This is a genomic window from Micromonospora sp. MH33 (assembly GCF_003013775.1).
In the GTDB taxonomy this organism is placed as follows: domain Bacteria; phylum Actinomycetota; class Actinomycetes; order Mycobacteriales; family Micromonosporaceae; genus Micromonospora; species Micromonospora fulviviridis.
Genome location: NZ_MUYZ01000137.1, coordinates 1 through 16,463 on the forward strand (window position 1 = coordinate 1; position 16,463 = coordinate 16,463).

The following is a 16,463-nucleotide window of genomic DNA, read 5'->3' on the forward strand; positions in this document are numbered from 1 at the left end:
ACCTTCTTCACCGGCACCGAGGTCGGGCTCCAGGGCTACCAGGCCCTCGACCAGCTCGCGGACCAGCTCGGCCACCACCGCGCTGTCCGCCTCGGCGCGCACCGCGGCGCCGCTGGCCTCGATCAGCTCCCGCCAGCCCCGGGGCCGGGCCAGGTAGGCCAGGGCGGCCACCTCGACCGGGTCGGCGGCCGCCGGGGCGGTCCCCTCCGTCACGGCCGCGCCGAGGTCGCCGGCGTCGGCCAGCACCCGGGCGGTGACCCGCTGCCGGAACAGCGGGTCGGCGGTGAGCTGGGCGGCGATCGCCGGGGCGCCGAGCCGGGCGCGCCGGTTGGGGGCGAACTTGGCCACCCGGCGCAGCGGCACCGGCACCTCGTCGGCGGCCAGCCCGGGCAGCACCGCGGCGGTGAGCGCCACGATCCGCTGCCGGACCGGCTCGGGCAGGGTCGGCTCCGGCTCCGGCGGGGTCGACGGGCTCTCACCGGCGTCCTGCGCGCCGACCACCGGCTCCTCCGCAAAGGAGCGGTCGTCGTGCGGCTCGGTGAGGGGCATGTGGCAAGTCTCCCACCCCGAACGGGCCCACCGCCCGGTGAGTGAGCCGATCTCTCATCCTACCGCCGTGGTAGCGATTGGTACTGGTGGGACGGGAGTGTCGGACCCCGCCGCTAGCGTGCCGCGGGTGACGCGAGCGGAGTACGTCCAGGAGGCGCTGGCCGGCCTGGACCGGGCGGCGGGCACGGGGGTCGACCCCGCGCTGCCGCTCTACGCCACCACCTTCGTGGTGGTCGACCTGGAGACCACCGGCGGCGCGCCGGACGGCGGCGGGATCACCGAGATCGGCGCGGTGAAGGTGCGCGGCGGCGAGGAGCTGGGCGTGCTCGCGACCCTGGTCAACCCGGGGGTGCCCATCCCGCCGTTCATCACCGTGCTGACCGGTATCACCCAGGCCATGCTGCTCCCCGCCCCGCCGATCGAGCAGGTGCTGCCGAGCTTCCTGGAGTTCATCGCCGACGCCGTGCTGGTGGCCCACAACGCCCCCTACGACGTGGGCTTCCTCAAGGCCGCCTGCGCCCGGCACGGCTACCCCTGGCCCAACCCGCGGGTGCTGGACACCGCCGCGCTGGCCCGCCGGGTGCTCACCCGCGACGAGGTGCCCAACCGCAAGCTGGGCACCCTGGCGGCCTACTTCCGCACCGCCACCCAGCCGACCCACCGGGCGCTGGACGACGCCAAGGCCACCGTCGACGTGCTGCACGGGCTGATCGGCCGGCTCGGCGGGCACCGGGTCGACACCGTCGGCGAGGCCATCGAGTTCGCCCGGGCGGTCACCCCGACCCAGCGCCGCAAGCGGCACCTCGCCGAGGGGCTGCCGAAGGTGCCCGGGGTCTACATCTTCCGGGCCGCCGACGACCGGCCGCTCTACGTCGGCACCTCCGGCGACATCGCCACCCGGGTACGCAGCTACTTCACCGCCGCCGAGAAGCGGGCCCGGATCTCGGAGATGCTGGCCGCCGCCGAACGGGTGGAGGCCGTCGAGTGCGCCCACTCCCTGGAGGCCGAGGTGCGCGAGCTGCGGCTGATCGCCGCGCACGCGCCGCCGTACAACCGGCGGTCGAAGTATCCCGAGCGCCAGGTCTGGCTGAAGCTGACCGACGAGGCGTACCCGCGGTTGTCGATCGTGCGCGACCTGGCCCCCACCGACTCGGCCTACCTCGGCCCGTTCCGCTCCAAGCAGGCCGCCGAGCTGGCCGCCGCCGGGTTCCACGACGCGGTGCCGCTGCGCCAGTGCACCCACCGGCTGTCCCGGCGCACCACCATGCCGGCCTGCGCGCTGGCGGAGCTGGGTCGCTGCCCGGCGCCCTGCGAGCACCGGATCACCCCCGAGGAGTACGACCACCGCGCCGCCGTTCCGTTCCGCACCGCCACCCGGGACGACCCGCAGGTGGTGGTGGACGCCCTGCTGGCCCGGATCGAGGTGCTCTCCGGCGCCCGGCGCTACGAGGAGGCCGCGGTGGTCCGCAGCCGGCTGGCCGCGGTGCTGCGCGCGGCGGTACGGATGCAGCGGCTGGCCGCGCTGACCGGCATCGCCGAGCTGGCCGCCGCCCGCCCGGCCGCCCGGGGCGGCTGGGAGCTGGCCCTGGTCCGGCACGGCCGGCTGGCCGGGGCCGGGGTGTCCCCGCCGGGTGTCCACCCGCGACCGACCATCAGCGCGATCCGGGCCACCGCCGAGACGGTCCTGCCCGGGCACGGCCCGGTGCCGGCCGCCACCGCCGAGGAGACCGAGCGGATCCTGTCCTGGTTGGAGCGACCGGAGACCCGGCTGGTGGAGACCTCCGCCGGGTGGGCCTCGCCGGTCGCCGGCGCGGGCCGGTTCCGGGACCTGTTGACCAAGGCGGAGAACGGCGCGTCCCACCAACTCTCGACCGAACGCTCATGACCAAGTGTCCGATCGGACTACGTCGACTCCCTTAGGCTGTTAGAGAAGTGCAGTCCTGCCCGATTCGCGGGCCTGCTCCCGGTTGCCGGCTTCGGCGACCCGGGGCCGGGGTGAGGAGGTGTCCCAGGTGGACGTCGACGCCGGACATGGCGCCGCCCTGGGCGGCGCCCTCCCGACCCAGCCCGGCGAGCTGCCGCTCTCCCGCCGGCTGCGCTCCCTGCTCACCTGGCCCACCACCGACAGCGACCCGGTCACCGCGTTGGTCCGCGCCCATCGCGGCATCCATCCCAGCGCCGACGCGTCGGTGCTGCGGCGGGCCTACACGATCGCCGAGAACATGCACCGCGGCCAGTTCCGCAAGAGCGGCGAGCCGTACATCACCCACCCGCTCGCGGTCGCCCAGATCTGCGCGGACCTCGGGATGGACACCACCACCCTGGTCGCCGCCCTGCTGCACGACACCGTCGAGGACACCCGCTACACCCTCCAGGCGCTCCAGGAGGACTTCGGCCGCCAGGTGGCCCACCTGGTCGACGGGGTGACCAAGTTCGACAAGGCGTTCTACGGCAAGGCCGCCGAGGCGGAGACCGTACGCAAGATGATCGTGGCGGCCGGCAAGGACGTCCGGGTGCTGATCATCAAGCTGGCCGACCGGCTGCACAACATGCGCACCCTCGGGGTCCGTTCGGCCGCCTCCCGGGAGCGGATCGCCCGCAAGACCCAGGAGGTGCTCGTCCCGCTCTGCGACCGGCTGGGCATCCAGACCCTCAAACGCGAGCTGGACGACGTGGTGCTGCTGCACCTGCGGCCGGAGGAGCACGCGCGGATCGCCCGGTTCGTGCACGACCGGCCGGGTTGGGACGCCTACCTGGACGACGTGGTGGCGAAGACCCGGGTGGCGCTGCGCCGCAGCCGGGTGGACGCCGAGGTCGGTCCCCGCCCCCGGCACCTCTACTCGATCTGGAAGGACACGGTGGCCGGCGACCATGCCGCGCCCTACGACCTGCCTCGCATCGCCATCGTGGTGGACGGCCCGGCCACCGACTGCTACGCCGCGCTCGGTGCGGTGCACGGGCTCTGGCGGCCGGTGCCGGGTCGCTTCAAGGACTTCATCGCCTCTCCGAAGAACAACCTCTACCGCTCGCTGCACACCAGCGTCTGCGGCCCGCAGGACCGGACCGTCGAGGTGCTGATCCGCACCGAGGAGATGCACCGCTCCGCGGAGTACGGCGTCGCCGCCCACTACCGCTTCCCGCGCGCCACCGGCCGGGCGGGCGAGCGGGCGGACGAGCTGGCCTGGCTGCGCCGGGTGCTCGACTGGGAGCAGGAGACGGTCGACCCCACCCAGTTCATGGAGTCGCTCCGCTGCGACCTGGCCGAGGCGCAGATCCAGGTGGTCGCCGACGGGCGGCAGGTGGTGCTGCCGGCCGGGGCCACCCCGGTCGACCTCGCCTACGAGCTGGGCACCGAACGGGGCGACCACTGCCTCGCCGCGCGAATCAACGGCCGGCTGGCCCCGCTCTCCTCGGAGCTGGAGGAGGGCGACGTGGTGGAGATCTTCACCGAGAGCGACGCGGAGAGCGGCTTCGAGGCCGACGCGGCGCCGCGCGGGCCGCGCCGCGAGTGGCTGGGCTTCGTCAAGTCCCCGCACGCCCAGATGCAGATCAACCGCTGGTTCGCCGAGCACACCGAGCCGGGCATCTCGATCGCCGACAAGGTACGCCTCGGCCGGGCCACCATCGGCCTGGCGCTGCGCAAGCACGACCGGGGCCTGGCCAGCGACCTGCCGCTGCTGCGGCTCTCCGAGGAGCTAGGTTACCCCGACCTGGAGACCCTGCTGGTGGCGGTCTTCGACCGCACCGTGGAGCCGGACACGGTGGTCCGGCAGCTGATCGATCTGGTCGACCACCGGCAGTAGGCGAGCTCCGCTCAGCCATCGGCGCCGCCCGGCCACTAGCCTTACAGGCATGATCCCCCGCGCGCGTGCCACCGGACGGGCCCTCGGCTACCAGATCTTCTACCGGCTCCCGGTCCCGCTGCGGCGCCGGCTGGTCCGGCTCGCGGTGCCGAAGTACATCGTCGGCGCGGTCACCCTGGTCCGGGACGCCGAGGCCGAGGGGGCGGGACGGATCCTGCTGCTGCGCCAGCCGCCCGGCCACAGCTGGACCCTCCCGGCCGGGCTGCTGCAGCGCGGCGAGGCGCCGGTGGTCGGGGCGGCCCGCGAGCTGTACGAGGAGTCCGGCATCCGGCTCTCCCCGGAGCGGCTCCGCCCGGCCGTGCCGAACGCCGTGGTGCACGCCAAGGGCTGGGTGGACGTGGTCTTCGAGGCCGAGGTGCCGGCCTCCCGCACGGAGCTGGCGGTGGACGGCGCCGAGGTCTTCGAGGCCGCCTGGCACCCGCTGGACGACCTGCCCCGGCTGAGCCGGGCCACCGCCAACCTGCTCCGCTACTACGGCATCGGCCCGCGCGCGGGTGAGGTCCCGCCGGCGGCGCCACCCGCCGCGTGACCGCTCCCGCGACCGGGCCCGGCTGGCGGGCCGCCGTGGACGTCTGCGCGGTGGCGCTCGCCGCCGGCGAGGGCACCCGGCTGCGCCCGCTCACCGAGCACCTGCCGAAGGCGCTCTGCCCGGTGGGCAACGTGCCGCTGCTCGACCGGGCGCTGGACCGGCTGGCCGGGCTGGGCCTGGCCGGGCCGGACCGGGTCGCGGTGAACGCCTGCTACCTGGGCGGGCAGGTGGTGGCGCACGTGGGCGCCCGCGCCCACCTGTCGGTCGAGCCGGGCGACCCGCTCGGCACCGCCGGCGGGCTGGGCAACCTGCGCGACTGGATCGCCGGGCGGGGGGTGCTGGTCGGCAACGCCGACGCGTACCTGGCCGACCCGGACGCCCCGCCGGGGCCGGACGTGGCGGTGCTGCTGGACGGCTGGGACGGGCGGAGCGTACGCCTGCTCGGCCAGCCGGCGGACGACCCGGCGGCCCCCGGCACCTTCGGCGGCCACCTGTTCGTGGGGTTCTCGCTGCTGCCCTGGCGGCTGGTCCGGGACCTGCCGGCGGCCTTCGGCGATCTGGTCCGGGCGGTCTGGCGGCCGGCGGAGGCGGCCGGCGCGCTCACCGTGCTCCCCTACCGGGGCACCTTCTACGACACCGGCACGCCGGCCGACTACCTCGCCGCCAACCTGCACGCGGCCGGCCCCGGCGGCCTGGTCGACCCGTCCGCCACGGTCGACGGGCCGGTGACCCGCTCGGTGGTCGGGGCGGGCGCCGTGGTGCGCGGCGCGGTGGACCGGTCGGTCGTGTGGCCCGGCGCGACGGTCGCCGCGGGGGAACGCCTCAGCGAGGTGATCCGGGCCGGCAGCGACCTCACCGTCCCGGCGGCCCGGTGACCCGGTGAACCTCTAGCATGGGCCTCGACGTCGACGAACGGAGAAATGTCCCGTGATCACCGCGATCGTGCTGATCGACTGCGCCACCGACTCCATTCCCGAGGTGGCCGAGACGCTGGCCAACCTGCCCGGCGTCAGCGAGGTCTACTCGGTGGCCGGGCACGTCGACCTGATCGCCATGGTCCGGGTCCGCGAGTTCGAGCAGATCGCCCAGGTCATCGCCGGCAGCATCTCCAAGGTGCCCGGTGTGATCAACACCGAGTCGCACATCGCGTTCCGCGCCTACTCCCAGCACGACCTGGAGGAGGCGTTCGCGATCGGGCTGGCCAACGCCGACTGACCGCACGCGGGTGGCCGGCCCGCCCCCCGCGCGGGGCGGACCGGCCACCGTCGGCCGTACGCGTCAGCTCTGGCTGGGCGCCGGGGTCTCCGTGGTGCCCGGAGCGGGCGACTCGGTGCCGGTGCCACCCGGAGCCGGCGACTCGGTGCCGGTACCGCCCGGGGCCGGCGACTCGGTGCCGGTGCCGCCCGGGCCGGGCGTGCCGCTGGCACTGGTCTGCGGGACCGGGACGCCCAGGGTCTGGGCCAGGGCCACCAGCGCGTCGTAGTGCGCCTGGAGGACCGGCAGGGCGTCCTGGGCGATCTGGACCACCGACTGCTCGGAACCCTGCGAGATCTCGGTCTGGGTGGCCTGGATCGCCTGGACGTGGCCCGCCAACTGGGCGGTCACCCACGCCTTGTCGAACTCGGCGCCGCTGAGGTTGTTCAGCCGGTCCAGGACCTTCTGCTGGTCGGCGGTCGGATCGGACGGCAGCTGGACGTTGAGCTGCTGGGCGGTGGACTGCACCGTCTGGTCCAGCTGGGTGTGGTCCGTGACGAACATCTTGCCCAGGTCCTTGACCTGCTGGTTCTGGCCCTTCTGCTGCGCCAGGTTACCCGCGGTGATCTCGAACAGGTTCACCTGATGCAGCGCCTGCAGGTACTGGGTGTCCTGCGTCGACGGCTGCGCCGCGGCCTGGGCCGCCGCGGCTGGCGCCAGTCCCACGAGCACCAGCGCGGCCAGCAGGCCCAGGCGTTTGATTCCCAACATGCTTTCCCCCCCTTGAGACGTTGGACCGCACGGATACCCGGCTGACCGGGTTTATTCCTGCGATTCCACCCGTCCGTGTCAGGGGGTGGCGGGGCACCGGAGCGGGGCCGACGGGCGTCCGGCGGGCGGAACGGGACGGCCGGTCCGGAAACGGCCGTGGCGCCCGCCGGTGATCCGGCGGGCGCCACGGTCAGTCGTACCCGGGCGGGTCAGCGGCTCTCGCCGCTGCCGATCTCCTCCCGCTCCGGTCGGGGCTCGACCGGCGGGTGCCCCGGCGAGACCGGCGCCTCGGCCGGCTTCTCGATCGGGTAGAAGAAGCCCCGGATGGCCGGGCCGAGGGCGCCGAGCCGGTTCATCTTCTTCGGCACCACCCAGCCGACGTAGTCCAGCGCCGGGGCGTGGCCGTCGTGCCCGTCGGCCGGGGTGAGCGGCTGGTGGACCTCGACGAACCGGCCGTCGGGCAGCCGCCTGATGATGCCGGTCTCCACGCCGTGGGCCAGCACCTCCCGGTCGTGCTGCTGGAGACCCAGGCAGATCCGGTAGGTGACGTAGTAGGCCAGCGGCGGGACGACCAGCAGGCCGATCCGACCGGCCCAGGTCATCGCGTTCAGGCTGATGTGGAACTTGTCGGCGATCACGTCGTTGGCGCCGGAGAGGGTCAGCACGATGTAGAAGCCGACCGCCATGGCGCCCACCGCGGTCCGGGCCGGGACGTCCCGGGGCCGCTGGAGCAGGTTGTGGTGCTTGTAGTCCTTGAGGCGGCGCGCCTCCAGGAACGGGTACATCGTCGACAGGCCCACCAGGATGCCGGGCAGCACGACCGTCGGCCAGAACAGCGGCGGGATGACGTAGCCGTCGCCGATCGGGATGCTGATCTCCCATGCCGGCATGAGGCGGGTCGAGCCGTCGAGGAACATGACGTACCAGTCGGGCTGGCTGGCGGCCGAGACCACCCAGGCCTCGTACGGGCCGAAGTACCAGATCGGGTTGATCTGGAACAGGCCACCCATCAGCGCGATCACGCCGAAGACGACCATGAAGAAGCCGCCCTGCTTGAGCGCGTAGCGCGGGAACATCCGCTCGCCGACCACGTTCTCGTTGGTCCGGCCGGGGCCGGGCCACTGGGTGTGCTTCTGCTTGAAGACCAGGCCCAGGTGGGCGCTGATCAGCGCCACCAGCAGACCCGGGATGAGCAGCACGTGGGCGATGAAGAACCGGCTGATGATGATGGTGCCCGGGAACTCCCCGCCGAAGATCGACGAGGTGACCCAGGAGCCGATCACCGGGATCGACAGCATGATGCCGGAGGCGATCCGCAGGCCGGTGCCGGAGAGGCCGTCGTCCGGCAGCGAGTAGCCGGTGAAGCCGGCCAGGAAGCCGACCCAGAACAGCAGCGAGCCGATGATCCAGTTGGTCTCACGCGGCTTGCGGAACGCGCCGGTGAAGAAGACGCGGAGCATGTGCACCACGATCGCGGCCATGAACAGCAGGGCCGCCCAGTGGTGCATCTGCCGCATGATCAGACCGCCCCGGACATCGAACGAGATGTCCAGGCTGGAGGCGTAGGCGGCCGACATCGGGGTGCCCCGCAGCGGCGCGTAGCTGCCGTCGTAGACCACCTCGGTCATCGCCGGCTCGTAGAAGAAGGTCAGGAAGACGCCGGTCAGCAGCAGGACGACGAACGAGAAGAGCGCGATCTCGCCCAGCAGGAAGGACCAGTGGTCGGGGAAGACCTTGTTCAGCAGCTTGCGCAGCGGGGTCGCCACCTGGAAGCGGTCGTCCACCGCCCCTGCGGTCTTGGCCGGCAGGGCGGCCGCATCGAACTTTCGGCGCTTCATGGCCGCTCCCAGAAGTCGGGACCGATGGTTTCGGTGTAGTCGGACTTCGCCACGAAGAAGCCCTCCTCGTCCACCTCGATCGGCAGCTGGGGCAGCGGCCGGTTCGCCGGGCCGAAGACCGGCATGGCGTTGTCGGTGATGAGGAACTGCGACTGGTGGCAGGGGCAGAGCAGCCGGTTGGTCTGCTGCTCGTAGAGGCTGGCCGGGCAACCGGCGTGCGTGCAGATCTTGGAGAACGCGACGTAGTTGCCCCACATGTAGTCGCCGTGGCCCTTGCGCTGGTTGGCGGCGCGCGACTTCTCCGCGTCGTCCTCACGCAGGTGGATCAGCAGGGTCGGCGAGTCGGCGTGCTTGTTGCTGACGCCGCCCTCGATGCCCGGGAACACGGTGAGCTGGCCGCCGACGCTGACGTCCGCCGGGCGGATCGGCCGGCCGTCCTCGCGGATCAGCCGGATCCGCTTGCCGTCCGAGGCCGGCTTGAAGCCGGTGGTGAACATCTGGTTGTTCTTGTGCGGGTCCGAGATCAGGCCGCCGACCAGCGGCGCCGCGACGACCGCGCCGACCGGCGCCAGGCCGGCGAGCAGCGAGATGCCGAGCAGCGGGCGGCGCTTCACCCCGAGCTCGTCGGCCATGTAGAGCATCGTCTCGCCGGTGATCCGGCGGTCCTCCGGGGAGCCCGGCTGGTCGTGCCGGTCCTGGATCGAGACCTCCTTGGGCAGGAGCTTCTTGCCCCAGGTGAGGATGCCGAAGCCGATGCCGAGGAGCGCGATGCCCAGGGTCACGCCGAGCAGCGGGGTGTAGAACTTGTCGCCGCCGCGGCCGGCCTCCCACTTCCACGGCCACCAGATGTAGATGACCAGGAAGGCGGTGGCCGCGGCGCCGGTCAGCAGGAACATCGCGGCGACCGTACGGGTCAGCCGGCGCTCCGCCTTGCTGCCCGGGACCACCTGCGGCTCGTAGTGGACGATCTCGATGTCGTCCCGCCGCGCGCCCTCCTGGACGATGTCGAACCGGGAGAGCCGGGGGTCGTTCACGTCGAGCGGCTCCGGACCCTGCGGGGCCTGGTGCTCGGTGTGGGTGCTCATGCCGTCACCTCGCTACGGGTGACGCCGGGGGTCGGCGCCACAGCACTGAAACGAATGATCCGCTCGGTCACGACTTGCCCGCAATCCACAGGCTCGCGAAGACCAGCGCGACGATGCCGACCAGGAAGATCGCGAGACCCTCGGTCGACGGGCCGTACCGGCCCAGGTTGAAACCGCCCTGGTCCTGGTCGTGCTTCAGGGTCTGCTGGATGTAGGCGATGATGTCCGCCTTCTCCTGCGGAGAGATCTGGTTGTCGCCGAACACCGGCATGTTCTGCGGGCCGCTCAGCATCGCGGCGTAGATCTGCCGGTCGCTGGCCGGCTTCAGGCTCGGCGCGTACTTGCCCGAGGAGAGGGCACCGCCGCCGGCGCCGAAGGCGTGGCACTGCGAGCAGTTGATCCGGAACAGTTCGCCACCGGTGGAGAGGTTCGCGCCCTCGCGCAGGTCGCCCTGCGGCACCTGCGGGCCGCCGCCGAGCTCCTGGATGTACTGGCCGAGCTGGCGCACCTGCTCGTCGGTGAAGTGCGGGGGCTTGCGCATGGCCTGGGCTTCCTGCCGGGCCATCGGCATCCGACCGCTGCTGACCTGGAACTCGACCGAGGCCGACCCGACGCCGATCAGGCTCGGGCCGCGGCCCTCGACGCCCTGGGCGTTGCGACCGTGACAGGTCACACAGCTCACGTCGAACAGCGCCTTGCCCTCGTTGGCGGCGGCGCTCAGGGGCGGGTTGTCCTGCGCCTGCACGCCGGGGGCGAAGACGGTGTAGGCGCCGCCGGCCAGCATCAGCGCGGCGGCCAGCCGGACCGCGGCACCCAGCCGGCGGCGGCCCCTGCTGCGCGCTACGGGCCGCCCGCGCAGGCGCGCGAGCAGACCGCGTCGGCGGTCGTTGTCAGAAGTCATGACCTGTGTCCTTAACCGGGTTGGACCTTGTCTCAGGGGACGGAGCAGCGGCGCGGTACGTGACGCGCCAAGATCACTGGAGCCAGTAGATCATGGCGTAGAGCCCGATCCACACGACGTCGACGAAGTGCCAGTAGTAGGACACGACGATCGCCGAGGTCGCCTGCGCCGGGGTGAACCGGCCCATGGTGGTGCGGATCATGAAGATGACGAACGCGACCAGACCGCCGGTCACGTGCAGGCCGTGGAAGCCGGTCGTCAGGTAGAACATCGACCCGTAACCGTCTTGGTTGATCTTGACGCCCTCGTGCACCAGGTTGCGGTACTCGTTCGCCTGGCCGAGGACGAAGATGAGGCCCATCACGAAGGTGATCGTGAACCACCGACGGAGGGCGTGGACGTCGCCCTTCTCGGCCGCGAAGACACCGAGCTGGCAGGTCACCGAGGACAGCACCAGGATCACCGTGAAGGTGGTCGCATAGGGGATGTTGAGGATCTCGGTGTGCTTCTCCCACTGCTCCGGCGCCGCCGCGCGGATCGAGAAGTACATCGCGAACAGCGCCGCGAAGAACATGAGTTCGCTGGAGAGCCACACGATCGTCCCGACGCTGACCATGTTGGGTCGGGTCAGGGAGTGGATCCGGCTCTTGTCAATGGCTGGGGCCGCAGTCACGCGGTCATTATTGCCCTTGACCGGGACCGACGATCAGCGGGGTGGCAAACCTGTGCCATCAGTGGCCCGATCGGGGTCGTCCGCTTCGCCTGACCTACCCTGAAAAGCGTGCTGCACGTCGATCCGATCTTCGCCGCCACCTCGGTGGCCCCGGCGACACTCGCGGCGGGGGGCGAGGCGGTCCCGCCGCCGTTCACCGTGGCCCGCGTCCTGACCGAGACCCGGCTGGACAGTTGGCTCGCCCTCGGCCTGGTGCTCGCCGCCGGTCTCTACCTCTACGGGGTGTACCGGCTGCGGCTGCGCGGCGACCGCTGGCCGGTGGTCCGTACCGTCTGCTTCCTCTTCCCGGGCCTGGGCGGCATCGCCGTGGTCACGGTCAGCGGGCTGGGCGCCTACGACACCGCCCTGCTGTCGGTGCACATGATCCAGCACATGGTGCTGTCCATGATCGCGCCGATCTTCCTGGCGCTCGGGGCACCGGTGACGCTGGCCCTGCGCACCCTGCCGGTGCGCCCGCGCAAGCGGCTGCTGGCGATCGTGCACAGCCGGATCGCCCGGGTCTACAGCTTCCCGCTGGTGGCGTTCGCCATCTTCGTGGTGAACCCGTTCGCCCTCTACTTCACCGGCCTGTACGAGATCACCCTCCGGCACGAGTGGGCGCACGAGCTGGTGCACGCGCACTTCATCATGACCGGCTGCGTGTTCTTCTGGCCGCTGCTCGGCCTGGACCCGCTGCCCGGGCGCTGGCCGTACCCGGCCCGGGCGCTGCTCATGCTGCTCTCCGTGCCGTTCCACACCGTGCTCGGGCTCACCATCATGCAGAGCACCACGCTGCTCGGCGGCGACTGGTACCCGTCGCTGCACCTGAGCTGGTCCGACCCGTGGAACGACCAGGTGGTCGCCGGCGGCGTGCTCTGGGCCGGCGGCGAGTTCGTCAGCGTCACCATGCTGGCCGTGCTGGTCGTCCAGTGGATCAAGCAGTCCGAGCGCGAGGCGCGCCGGCTGGACCGCGAGCTCGACCGCCAGGAGGCCCGCCAGCGCGCCGCGGAGGCGAGCGCCTGACCCCTCACGACGACTCCAGCTCGGCGCGTCTGCCGCCGCGCCGCGACCTGGAGCCGTCGCCAGGGCAGGGCGACGGGCCGGATGTGACGCCCGCTACGATCAGCGGGCAGCTACGAGGTGGGAGCCACGTCACGATGAGCGATCGTCTTTGCACCGTCCTGCTCTACAGCGACGACCCGAAGGTCCGTGACCGGATGCGACTCGCCGTCGGCACCCGGCCCGCGCCCGGGCTCGAGATCGAGTTCGTCGAGGCCGCCGACTACGCCGGCTGCGTCCGGCTGGTCGACGACTACGAGATCGACCTGCTCCTGCTCGACGGCGAGGCGAGCCCCGGCGGCGGCCTCGGCATCGCCCGCCAGATCAAGGACGACCGGGACGACGCCCCGCCGACCTGCGTGGTGCTGGCCCGCGCCGCCGACCGCTGGCTGGCCGCGTACGCCGAGGTCGACGCCACCCTGACCCACCCGCTCGACCCGGTGACCGCCGGCACCACCGTCGCCGAACTGCTGCGGCGTACGCACGCCGCGGCCTGAGCCGCCCCGCGGCGGCTCCAGCTCGGCGCGTCCGACGCCGCGCCGCGACCTGGAGCCGTCGTCCCGGCGTCACGGGCCGGATGACGGACACCACACCCGCTCACACCCCCGCTCGGGAGGCCCGCCATGGGCGAACGGACCTGGCCGCTTCTGCTCAACGCGCTGCTGCGCGGCGAGGAGCTCTCCACCGCCGACACCGCCTGGGCGATGGGCGAGATCATGGCCGGCTCGGCCACCCCGGCGCAGATCGCCGGCTTCGCAGTGGCCCTGCGTACCAAGGGCGAGACGCCGGCCGAGCTGGGCGGCCTGGTCGAGGCGATGCTGACCCGGGCCGTCCCGGTGGCGCTGCCCGAGGAGGTCCGGGCCGGCGCGCTGGACGTGGTGGGCACCGGCGGCGACCTCGCCCACACGGTGAACATCTCCACCATGGCCGCGCTGGTGGTCGCGGGGGCCGGCGTCCGCGTCGTCAAGCACGGCAACCGGGCCGCCTCCTCCTCCTGCGGCACCGCCGACGTGCTCGAACACCTGGGCATCCCACTGGACCTGGACCCGGAGCAGGTGGCCCGCTGCGTGACCGAGGCCGGCATCGGCTTCTGCTTCGCCGCCCGCTTCCACCCCGGCATGCGGCACACCGGCCCGGTCCGCCGCGAGATCGGCGTGCCCACCGCGTTCAACTTCCTCGGCCCGCTGACCAACCCGGCCCGCCCGCGGGCCGGCGCGGTGGGCTGCTTCGACCCGCGGATGGCCCCGGTGATGGCGGCCGTCTTCGCGGCCCGGGGCGACTCGGTCATCGTGGTGCGCGGCGAGGACGGGCTGGACGAGTTCAGCACCGGCGCGCCGACCCGCGTCTGGGTGGCCCAGCAGGGCGCCGTCAGGGAGGCGCTGCTGGACGCGACGGAACTCGGGGTACCGCGGGCCACCCTGGCCGATCTGCGCGGTGGTGACGCGGCGTACAACGCGGGGGTGGTCCGGCGGCTGCTGGCCGGCGACACCGGCCCGGTCCGCGACGCGGTGCTGGTGAACGCCGCGGTCGCGCTGGCCACCCAGGGCCCGCTCGACGGCGACCTGCACGAGGCGCTGCGCGCCGGCCTGGTCCGGGCGACCGAGTCCATCGACTCGGGCGGGGCCGCGGCCGCGCTGGAGCGCTGGCTCGAGGTGGCCGGCTCGCTCTGAGCCCGGGTGCCGTCCGGTTTTGTCGGACCCGCGTGCCAAACTACACGGGAGTAATTTTCCGTTTTCCGCCGATGGCGCCACCGCCCGTCGGCGGGCACCGGAGCGAGAGGAGACGCCCGTGTCGGACCGCGAGCTCTACTGCGACGGCTGCGAGGGCGTCGTGCTCTTCGAGGCGCCCCCCTGCGTCGACGGGCACGACGCCGACTGCCCGGAGCTGGTCTGCACGGGCTGTGGCGCGGCCGTGCTCATCGCCACCTTCACCTTCCGCGCCGCGCGCCTGGCCCACCGCCGCCGCGCCACCCGCACCCCCCACCGCCGCGCCGCCTGACCCCGCGGACCGCGCCCGGCTCCGCATCTTCAGGCGCCCGGAGATACCCAGGAAAAAGCGGAAGGCCCGCGGCCCCCGAGGGGGACGCGGGCCTTCCCGGTGGTCCGGGTCAGTGCTCGGCGGTGCGGCGGGTGCCGGAGTAGTACTCGAAGAGCAGGCCGCACGCGGCGAAGACGACCGTGACGAGCCCCAGGCCGATCAGCCAGAACTGCCAGAAGACCAGGCCGAGACCGGCGATCGCGGCGGCCAGGGCCAGGCCGAACGGCCAGTAGCTGCCCGGGCTGAAGAAGCCGATCTCGCCCGCGCCGTCGGCGATCTCGCCGTCCGGCCGGTCCTCCGGGCGCAGGTCGATGCGGCGCGAGACGAACCAGAAGAAGCCGCCGCACATGGCGCAGAGCAGGAAGGACAGCAGCAGCGCCACGGTGCCGATCCACTCGACCCGGCCGCCGTCGCCGTAGGTCCACGCGCCGTAGAGGATCGCCGCGCCGAGGAGGAACGTCGCGATGGTGAGGAAGATCTTCCACTCGGTCTTCATGCCGGACCCCTCAGCTTCCCGCGCCGGCCGTCGCGTCGGACGGGTTGAAGTTGGCGGTGTTGCGCCGCGTCTTGAACGGCACGGTTTCGGTGGCGTACTCGGGCTCGCCGATCGCCTTGAGCGCCTCCTGGGTCGACTTGCCGTCCTTCTTGGCAGCCAGGAACTGCTGGTACTTGTCGAAGGAGACGACCCGCAGCTCGAAGTTCATGAAGGCGTGGTAGCTGCCGCACAGCTCGGCGCAGCGGCCGACGAACGCGCCCTCCTGGTCGATGCTGGAGACCTCGAAGGTGTTGCGGATGTTGCCCGGCATGACGTCGCGCTTGAACAGCAGCTCCGGCACCCAGAAGGAGTGGATGACGTCGCGGCTCTGCTCCTCGAACCGGATCGACTTGCCGCTCGGCAGGACCAGCACCGGGATGACCTCGCTGGTGCCCAGCACCGAGGCGACGGTGTTGGCGTCGCGGCCCTGGCCGTCGCGGTAGTTGAACTGCCAGTTCCACTTGAAGGCGACGACCTCGACGGTGACGTCGGGGTTCTTCGACTCCTTCACCACGTCGGTCTGCACCACCGCGGTGTAGTAGAAGAGCACGGAAACCACGAGGATCGGCGCGATGGTGTAGAGGAACTCCATCGGCAGGTTGTAGCGGGTCTGCACCGGCAGCGCGTTGCCGCGCTTCCGGTAGCGGATCACGCACCAGAAGATCAGGCCCCAGACGAACACGCCGACCGCGAGGGCCGCGATGCAGGACGCGATCCAGAGGTCGTACATCCGGTGCGACTCGGGGGTGATGCCGCCCTGCGGCCACCCGAAGCCGCCGAACGTCTTGCCGACGTCGCAGCCGGTGAGCAGAACCAGCAGCGCGGCTCCGCCGAGACCGAGCCCGGCGAGTCGACCGGCACCACGCCGCCGGTGCCCACCGGCCCCCGAGGAAGCGCTGTGCCGTACGGCCGACGGCCGTACCTCCGAACTCCTTGCGACCACCTGGTCCTGCCTCCCTAGCGCGCCGCGGTGATTGTTTCGCTCGACACCGACGGCAAAGGCGTCACCGACGGTCGCAGATTACTCGACCATGAGGGGCCTGACCGTCTTGGGGTCACTGTCCGCCCCCATCGGGGGGATCTTGGGCGTACCGGCGCGCTAGCGTGGACGTTCGTGAGCACAGCCCCGGTCTACCTGGACGCGGCCACCGCCGCCCCGCTGCACCCGGTCGCGCGGCAGGCGCTGCTGGCGGCGCTGGACGACGGCTGGGCCGACCCCGCCAAGCTCTACGGTCAGGCCCGCCGGGCCCGCCAGCTCCTCGACGCCGCCCGCGAGGCCGCCGCGCAGACCCTCGGCGTCCGCGCCGACGAGCTCTCCTTCACCCCCAGCGGTACGGCGGCCGCGCACGCCGCCGTGCTCGGTGGCCTGTCGGGGCGGCGCCGGGCCGGG

The 16,463-nt window shown here is 72.5% G+C and carries 16 protein-coding genes and 2 pseudogenes; 10 read left to right on the forward strand and 8 right to left on the reverse strand.

The features are described 5' to 3' along the window. Positions 1 to 549, reverse strand: a pseudogene (locus B0E53_RS20355) (hypothetical protein); the annotation flags it as partial. Positions 550 to 676: 127 nt separating this feature from the next. Here B0E53_RS20355 and B0E53_RS20360 point away from each other — a divergent pair. From B0E53_RS20360 to B0E53_RS20380, 5 genes are all read left to right on the forward strand, one after another. Further along, on the forward strand, positions 677 to 2,434 hold the full coding sequence (locus tag B0E53_RS20360; protein ID WP_107077538.1) for a DEDD exonuclease domain-containing protein: 1,758 nt from the start codon (positions 677 to 679) through the stop codon (positions 2,432 to 2,434). A 127-nt stretch (positions 2,435 to 2,561) separates the two neighbouring features. Then, entirely contained in the window at positions 2,562 to 4,352 is a 1,791-nt protein-coding gene (locus B0E53_RS20365; protein WP_107077524.1) for a RelA/SpoT family protein, read from the forward strand. 49 nt (positions 4,353 to 4,401) lie between these two features. After that, the gene (locus tag B0E53_RS20370) at positions 4,402 to 4,941 is read left to right on the forward strand and encodes an NUDIX domain-containing protein (protein WP_107077525.1); all 540 of its coding nucleotides are present in this window, start codon (positions 4,402 to 4,404) and stop codon (positions 4,939 to 4,941) included. Next, the gene (locus B0E53_RS20375) at positions 4,938 to 5,816 is read left to right on the forward strand and encodes a sugar phosphate nucleotidyltransferase (RefSeq protein WP_107077526.1); all 879 of its coding nucleotides are present in this window, start codon (positions 4,938 to 4,940) and stop codon (positions 5,814 to 5,816) included. Before B0E53_RS20370 ends, B0E53_RS20375 begins: the two co-directional genes overlap by 4 nt. Positions 5,817 to 5,868: 52 nt before the next feature. Further along, positions 5,869 to 6,156 (forward strand): Lrp/AsnC ligand binding domain-containing protein, encoded by a 288-nt coding sequence (locus B0E53_RS20380; protein ID WP_091122500.1) that lies wholly within the window; start codon positions 5,869 to 5,871, stop codon positions 6,154 to 6,156. Between the two features lie 63 nt (positions 6,157 to 6,219). On the opposite strand, the gene B0E53_RS20385 is transcribed toward B0E53_RS20380, so the two are convergent. The 5 genes from B0E53_RS20385 to B0E53_RS20405 all read right to left on the reverse strand — a co-directional run bounded on the left by B0E53_RS20385 (position 6,220) and on the right by B0E53_RS20405 (position 11,403). Continuing rightward, positions 6,220 to 6,906: a DUF4142 domain-containing protein gene (locus B0E53_RS20385; RefSeq protein WP_107077527.1), complete on the reverse strand. Its 687-nt coding sequence runs from the start codon at positions 6,904 to 6,906 to the stop codon at positions 6,220 to 6,222. Positions 6,907 to 7,115: 209 nt separating this feature from the next. Next, entirely contained in the window at positions 7,116 to 8,744 is a 1,629-nt protein-coding gene (locus tag B0E53_RS20390) for a cytochrome b N-terminal domain-containing protein (protein WP_107077528.1), read from the reverse strand. Next, the gene (locus B0E53_RS20395; protein ID WP_107077529.1) at positions 8,741 to 9,829 is read right to left on the reverse strand and encodes a Rieske 2Fe-2S domain-containing protein; all 1,089 of its coding nucleotides are present in this window, start codon (positions 9,827 to 9,829) and stop codon (positions 8,741 to 8,743) included. Before B0E53_RS20395 ends, B0E53_RS20390 begins: the two co-directional genes overlap by 4 nt. 67 nt (positions 9,830 to 9,896) lie before the next feature. Then, positions 9,897 to 10,730 (reverse strand): cytochrome c, encoded by an 834-nt coding sequence (locus B0E53_RS20400; protein WP_107077530.1) that lies wholly within the window; start codon positions 10,728 to 10,730, stop codon positions 9,897 to 9,899. 73 nt (positions 10,731 to 10,803) lie between these two features. After that, the gene (locus B0E53_RS20405; RefSeq protein WP_107077531.1) at positions 10,804 to 11,403 is read right to left on the reverse strand and encodes a heme-copper oxidase subunit III; all 600 of its coding nucleotides are present in this window, start codon (positions 11,401 to 11,403) and stop codon (positions 10,804 to 10,806) included. Between the two features lie 108 nt (positions 11,404 to 11,511). Here B0E53_RS20405 and B0E53_RS20410 point away from each other — a divergent pair, with 108 nt between their 5' ends. From B0E53_RS20410 to B0E53_RS20425, 4 genes are all read left to right on the forward strand, one after another. Then, entirely contained in the window at positions 11,512 to 12,465 is a 954-nt protein-coding gene (locus B0E53_RS20410; protein ID WP_107077532.1) for a cytochrome c oxidase assembly protein, read from the forward strand. A 134-nt stretch (positions 12,466 to 12,599) separates the two neighbouring features. Beyond that, on the forward strand, positions 12,600 to 12,998 hold the full coding sequence (locus tag B0E53_RS20415; protein WP_107077533.1) for a hypothetical protein: 399 nt from the start codon (positions 12,600 to 12,602) through the stop codon (positions 12,996 to 12,998). 126 nt (positions 12,999 to 13,124) lie between these two features. Beyond that, positions 13,125 to 14,171, forward strand: coding sequence for an anthranilate phosphoribosyltransferase (trpD, locus tag B0E53_RS20420; protein ID WP_107077534.1), 1,047 nt, complete (start codon positions 13,125 to 13,127; stop codon positions 14,169 to 14,171). A 118-nt stretch (positions 14,172 to 14,289) separates the two neighbouring features. Then, entirely contained in the window at positions 14,290 to 14,499 is a 210-nt protein-coding gene (locus tag B0E53_RS20425; RefSeq protein ID WP_107077535.1) for a hypothetical protein, read from the forward strand. 109 nt (positions 14,500 to 14,608) lie between these two features. Here the strand turns inward: B0E53_RS20425 and B0E53_RS20430 are convergent, their stop codons facing one another. Together B0E53_RS20430 and coxB are read right to left on the reverse strand one after the other, a co-directional pair. Next, complete coding sequence (locus B0E53_RS20430; RefSeq protein WP_107077536.1) at positions 14,609 to 15,034, reverse strand: cytochrome c oxidase subunit 4; 426 nt, start codon at positions 15,032 to 15,034, stop codon at positions 14,609 to 14,611. A gap of 10 nt (positions 15,035 to 15,044) precedes the next feature. Next, on the reverse strand, positions 15,045 to 16,016 hold the full coding sequence (gene coxB / locus B0E53_RS20435; RefSeq protein ID WP_107077537.1) for a cytochrome c oxidase subunit II: 972 nt from the start codon (positions 16,014 to 16,016) through the stop codon (positions 15,045 to 15,047). A 171-nt stretch (positions 16,017 to 16,187) separates the two neighbouring features. Here coxB and B0E53_RS20440 point away from each other — a divergent pair. Further along, a pseudogene (locus B0E53_RS20440) lies at positions 16,188 to 16,463 on the forward strand (aminotransferase); the annotation flags it as partial.

What these genes read in the sequence shown, in the direction of transcription:
- B0E53_RS20370 (WP_107077525.1), top strand. Translation starts at nt 4,402, where the DNA reads ATGATCCCCCGCGCGCGTGCCACCGGACGGGCCCTCGGCTACCAGATC.
- B0E53_RS20385 (WP_107077527.1), bottom strand. Translation starts at nt 6,906, where the DNA reads ATGTTGGGAATCAAACGCCTGGGCCTGCTGGCCGCGCTGGTGCTCGTG.
- B0E53_RS20390 (WP_107077528.1), bottom strand. Translation starts at nt 8,744, where the DNA reads ATGAAGCGCCGAAAGTTCGATGCGGCCGCCCTGCCGGCCAAGACCGCA.
- B0E53_RS20395 (WP_107077529.1), bottom strand. Translation starts at nt 9,829, where the DNA reads ATGAGCACCCACACCGAGCACCAGGCCCCGCAGGGTCCGGAGCCGCTC.
- B0E53_RS20400 (WP_107077530.1), bottom strand. Translation starts at nt 10,730, where the DNA reads ATGACTTCTGACAACGACCGCCGACGCGGTCTGCTCGCGCGCCTGCGC.
- B0E53_RS20415 (WP_107077533.1), top strand. Translation starts at nt 12,600, where the DNA reads ATGAGCGATCGTCTTTGCACCGTCCTGCTCTACAGCGACGACCCGAAG.
- trpD (WP_107077534.1), top strand. Translation starts at nt 13,125, where the DNA reads ATGGGCGAACGGACCTGGCCGCTTCTGCTCAACGCGCTGCTGCGCGGC.
- B0E53_RS20430 (WP_107077536.1), bottom strand. Translation starts at nt 15,034, where the DNA reads ATGAAGACCGAGTGGAAGATCTTCCTCACCATCGCGACGTTCCTCCTC.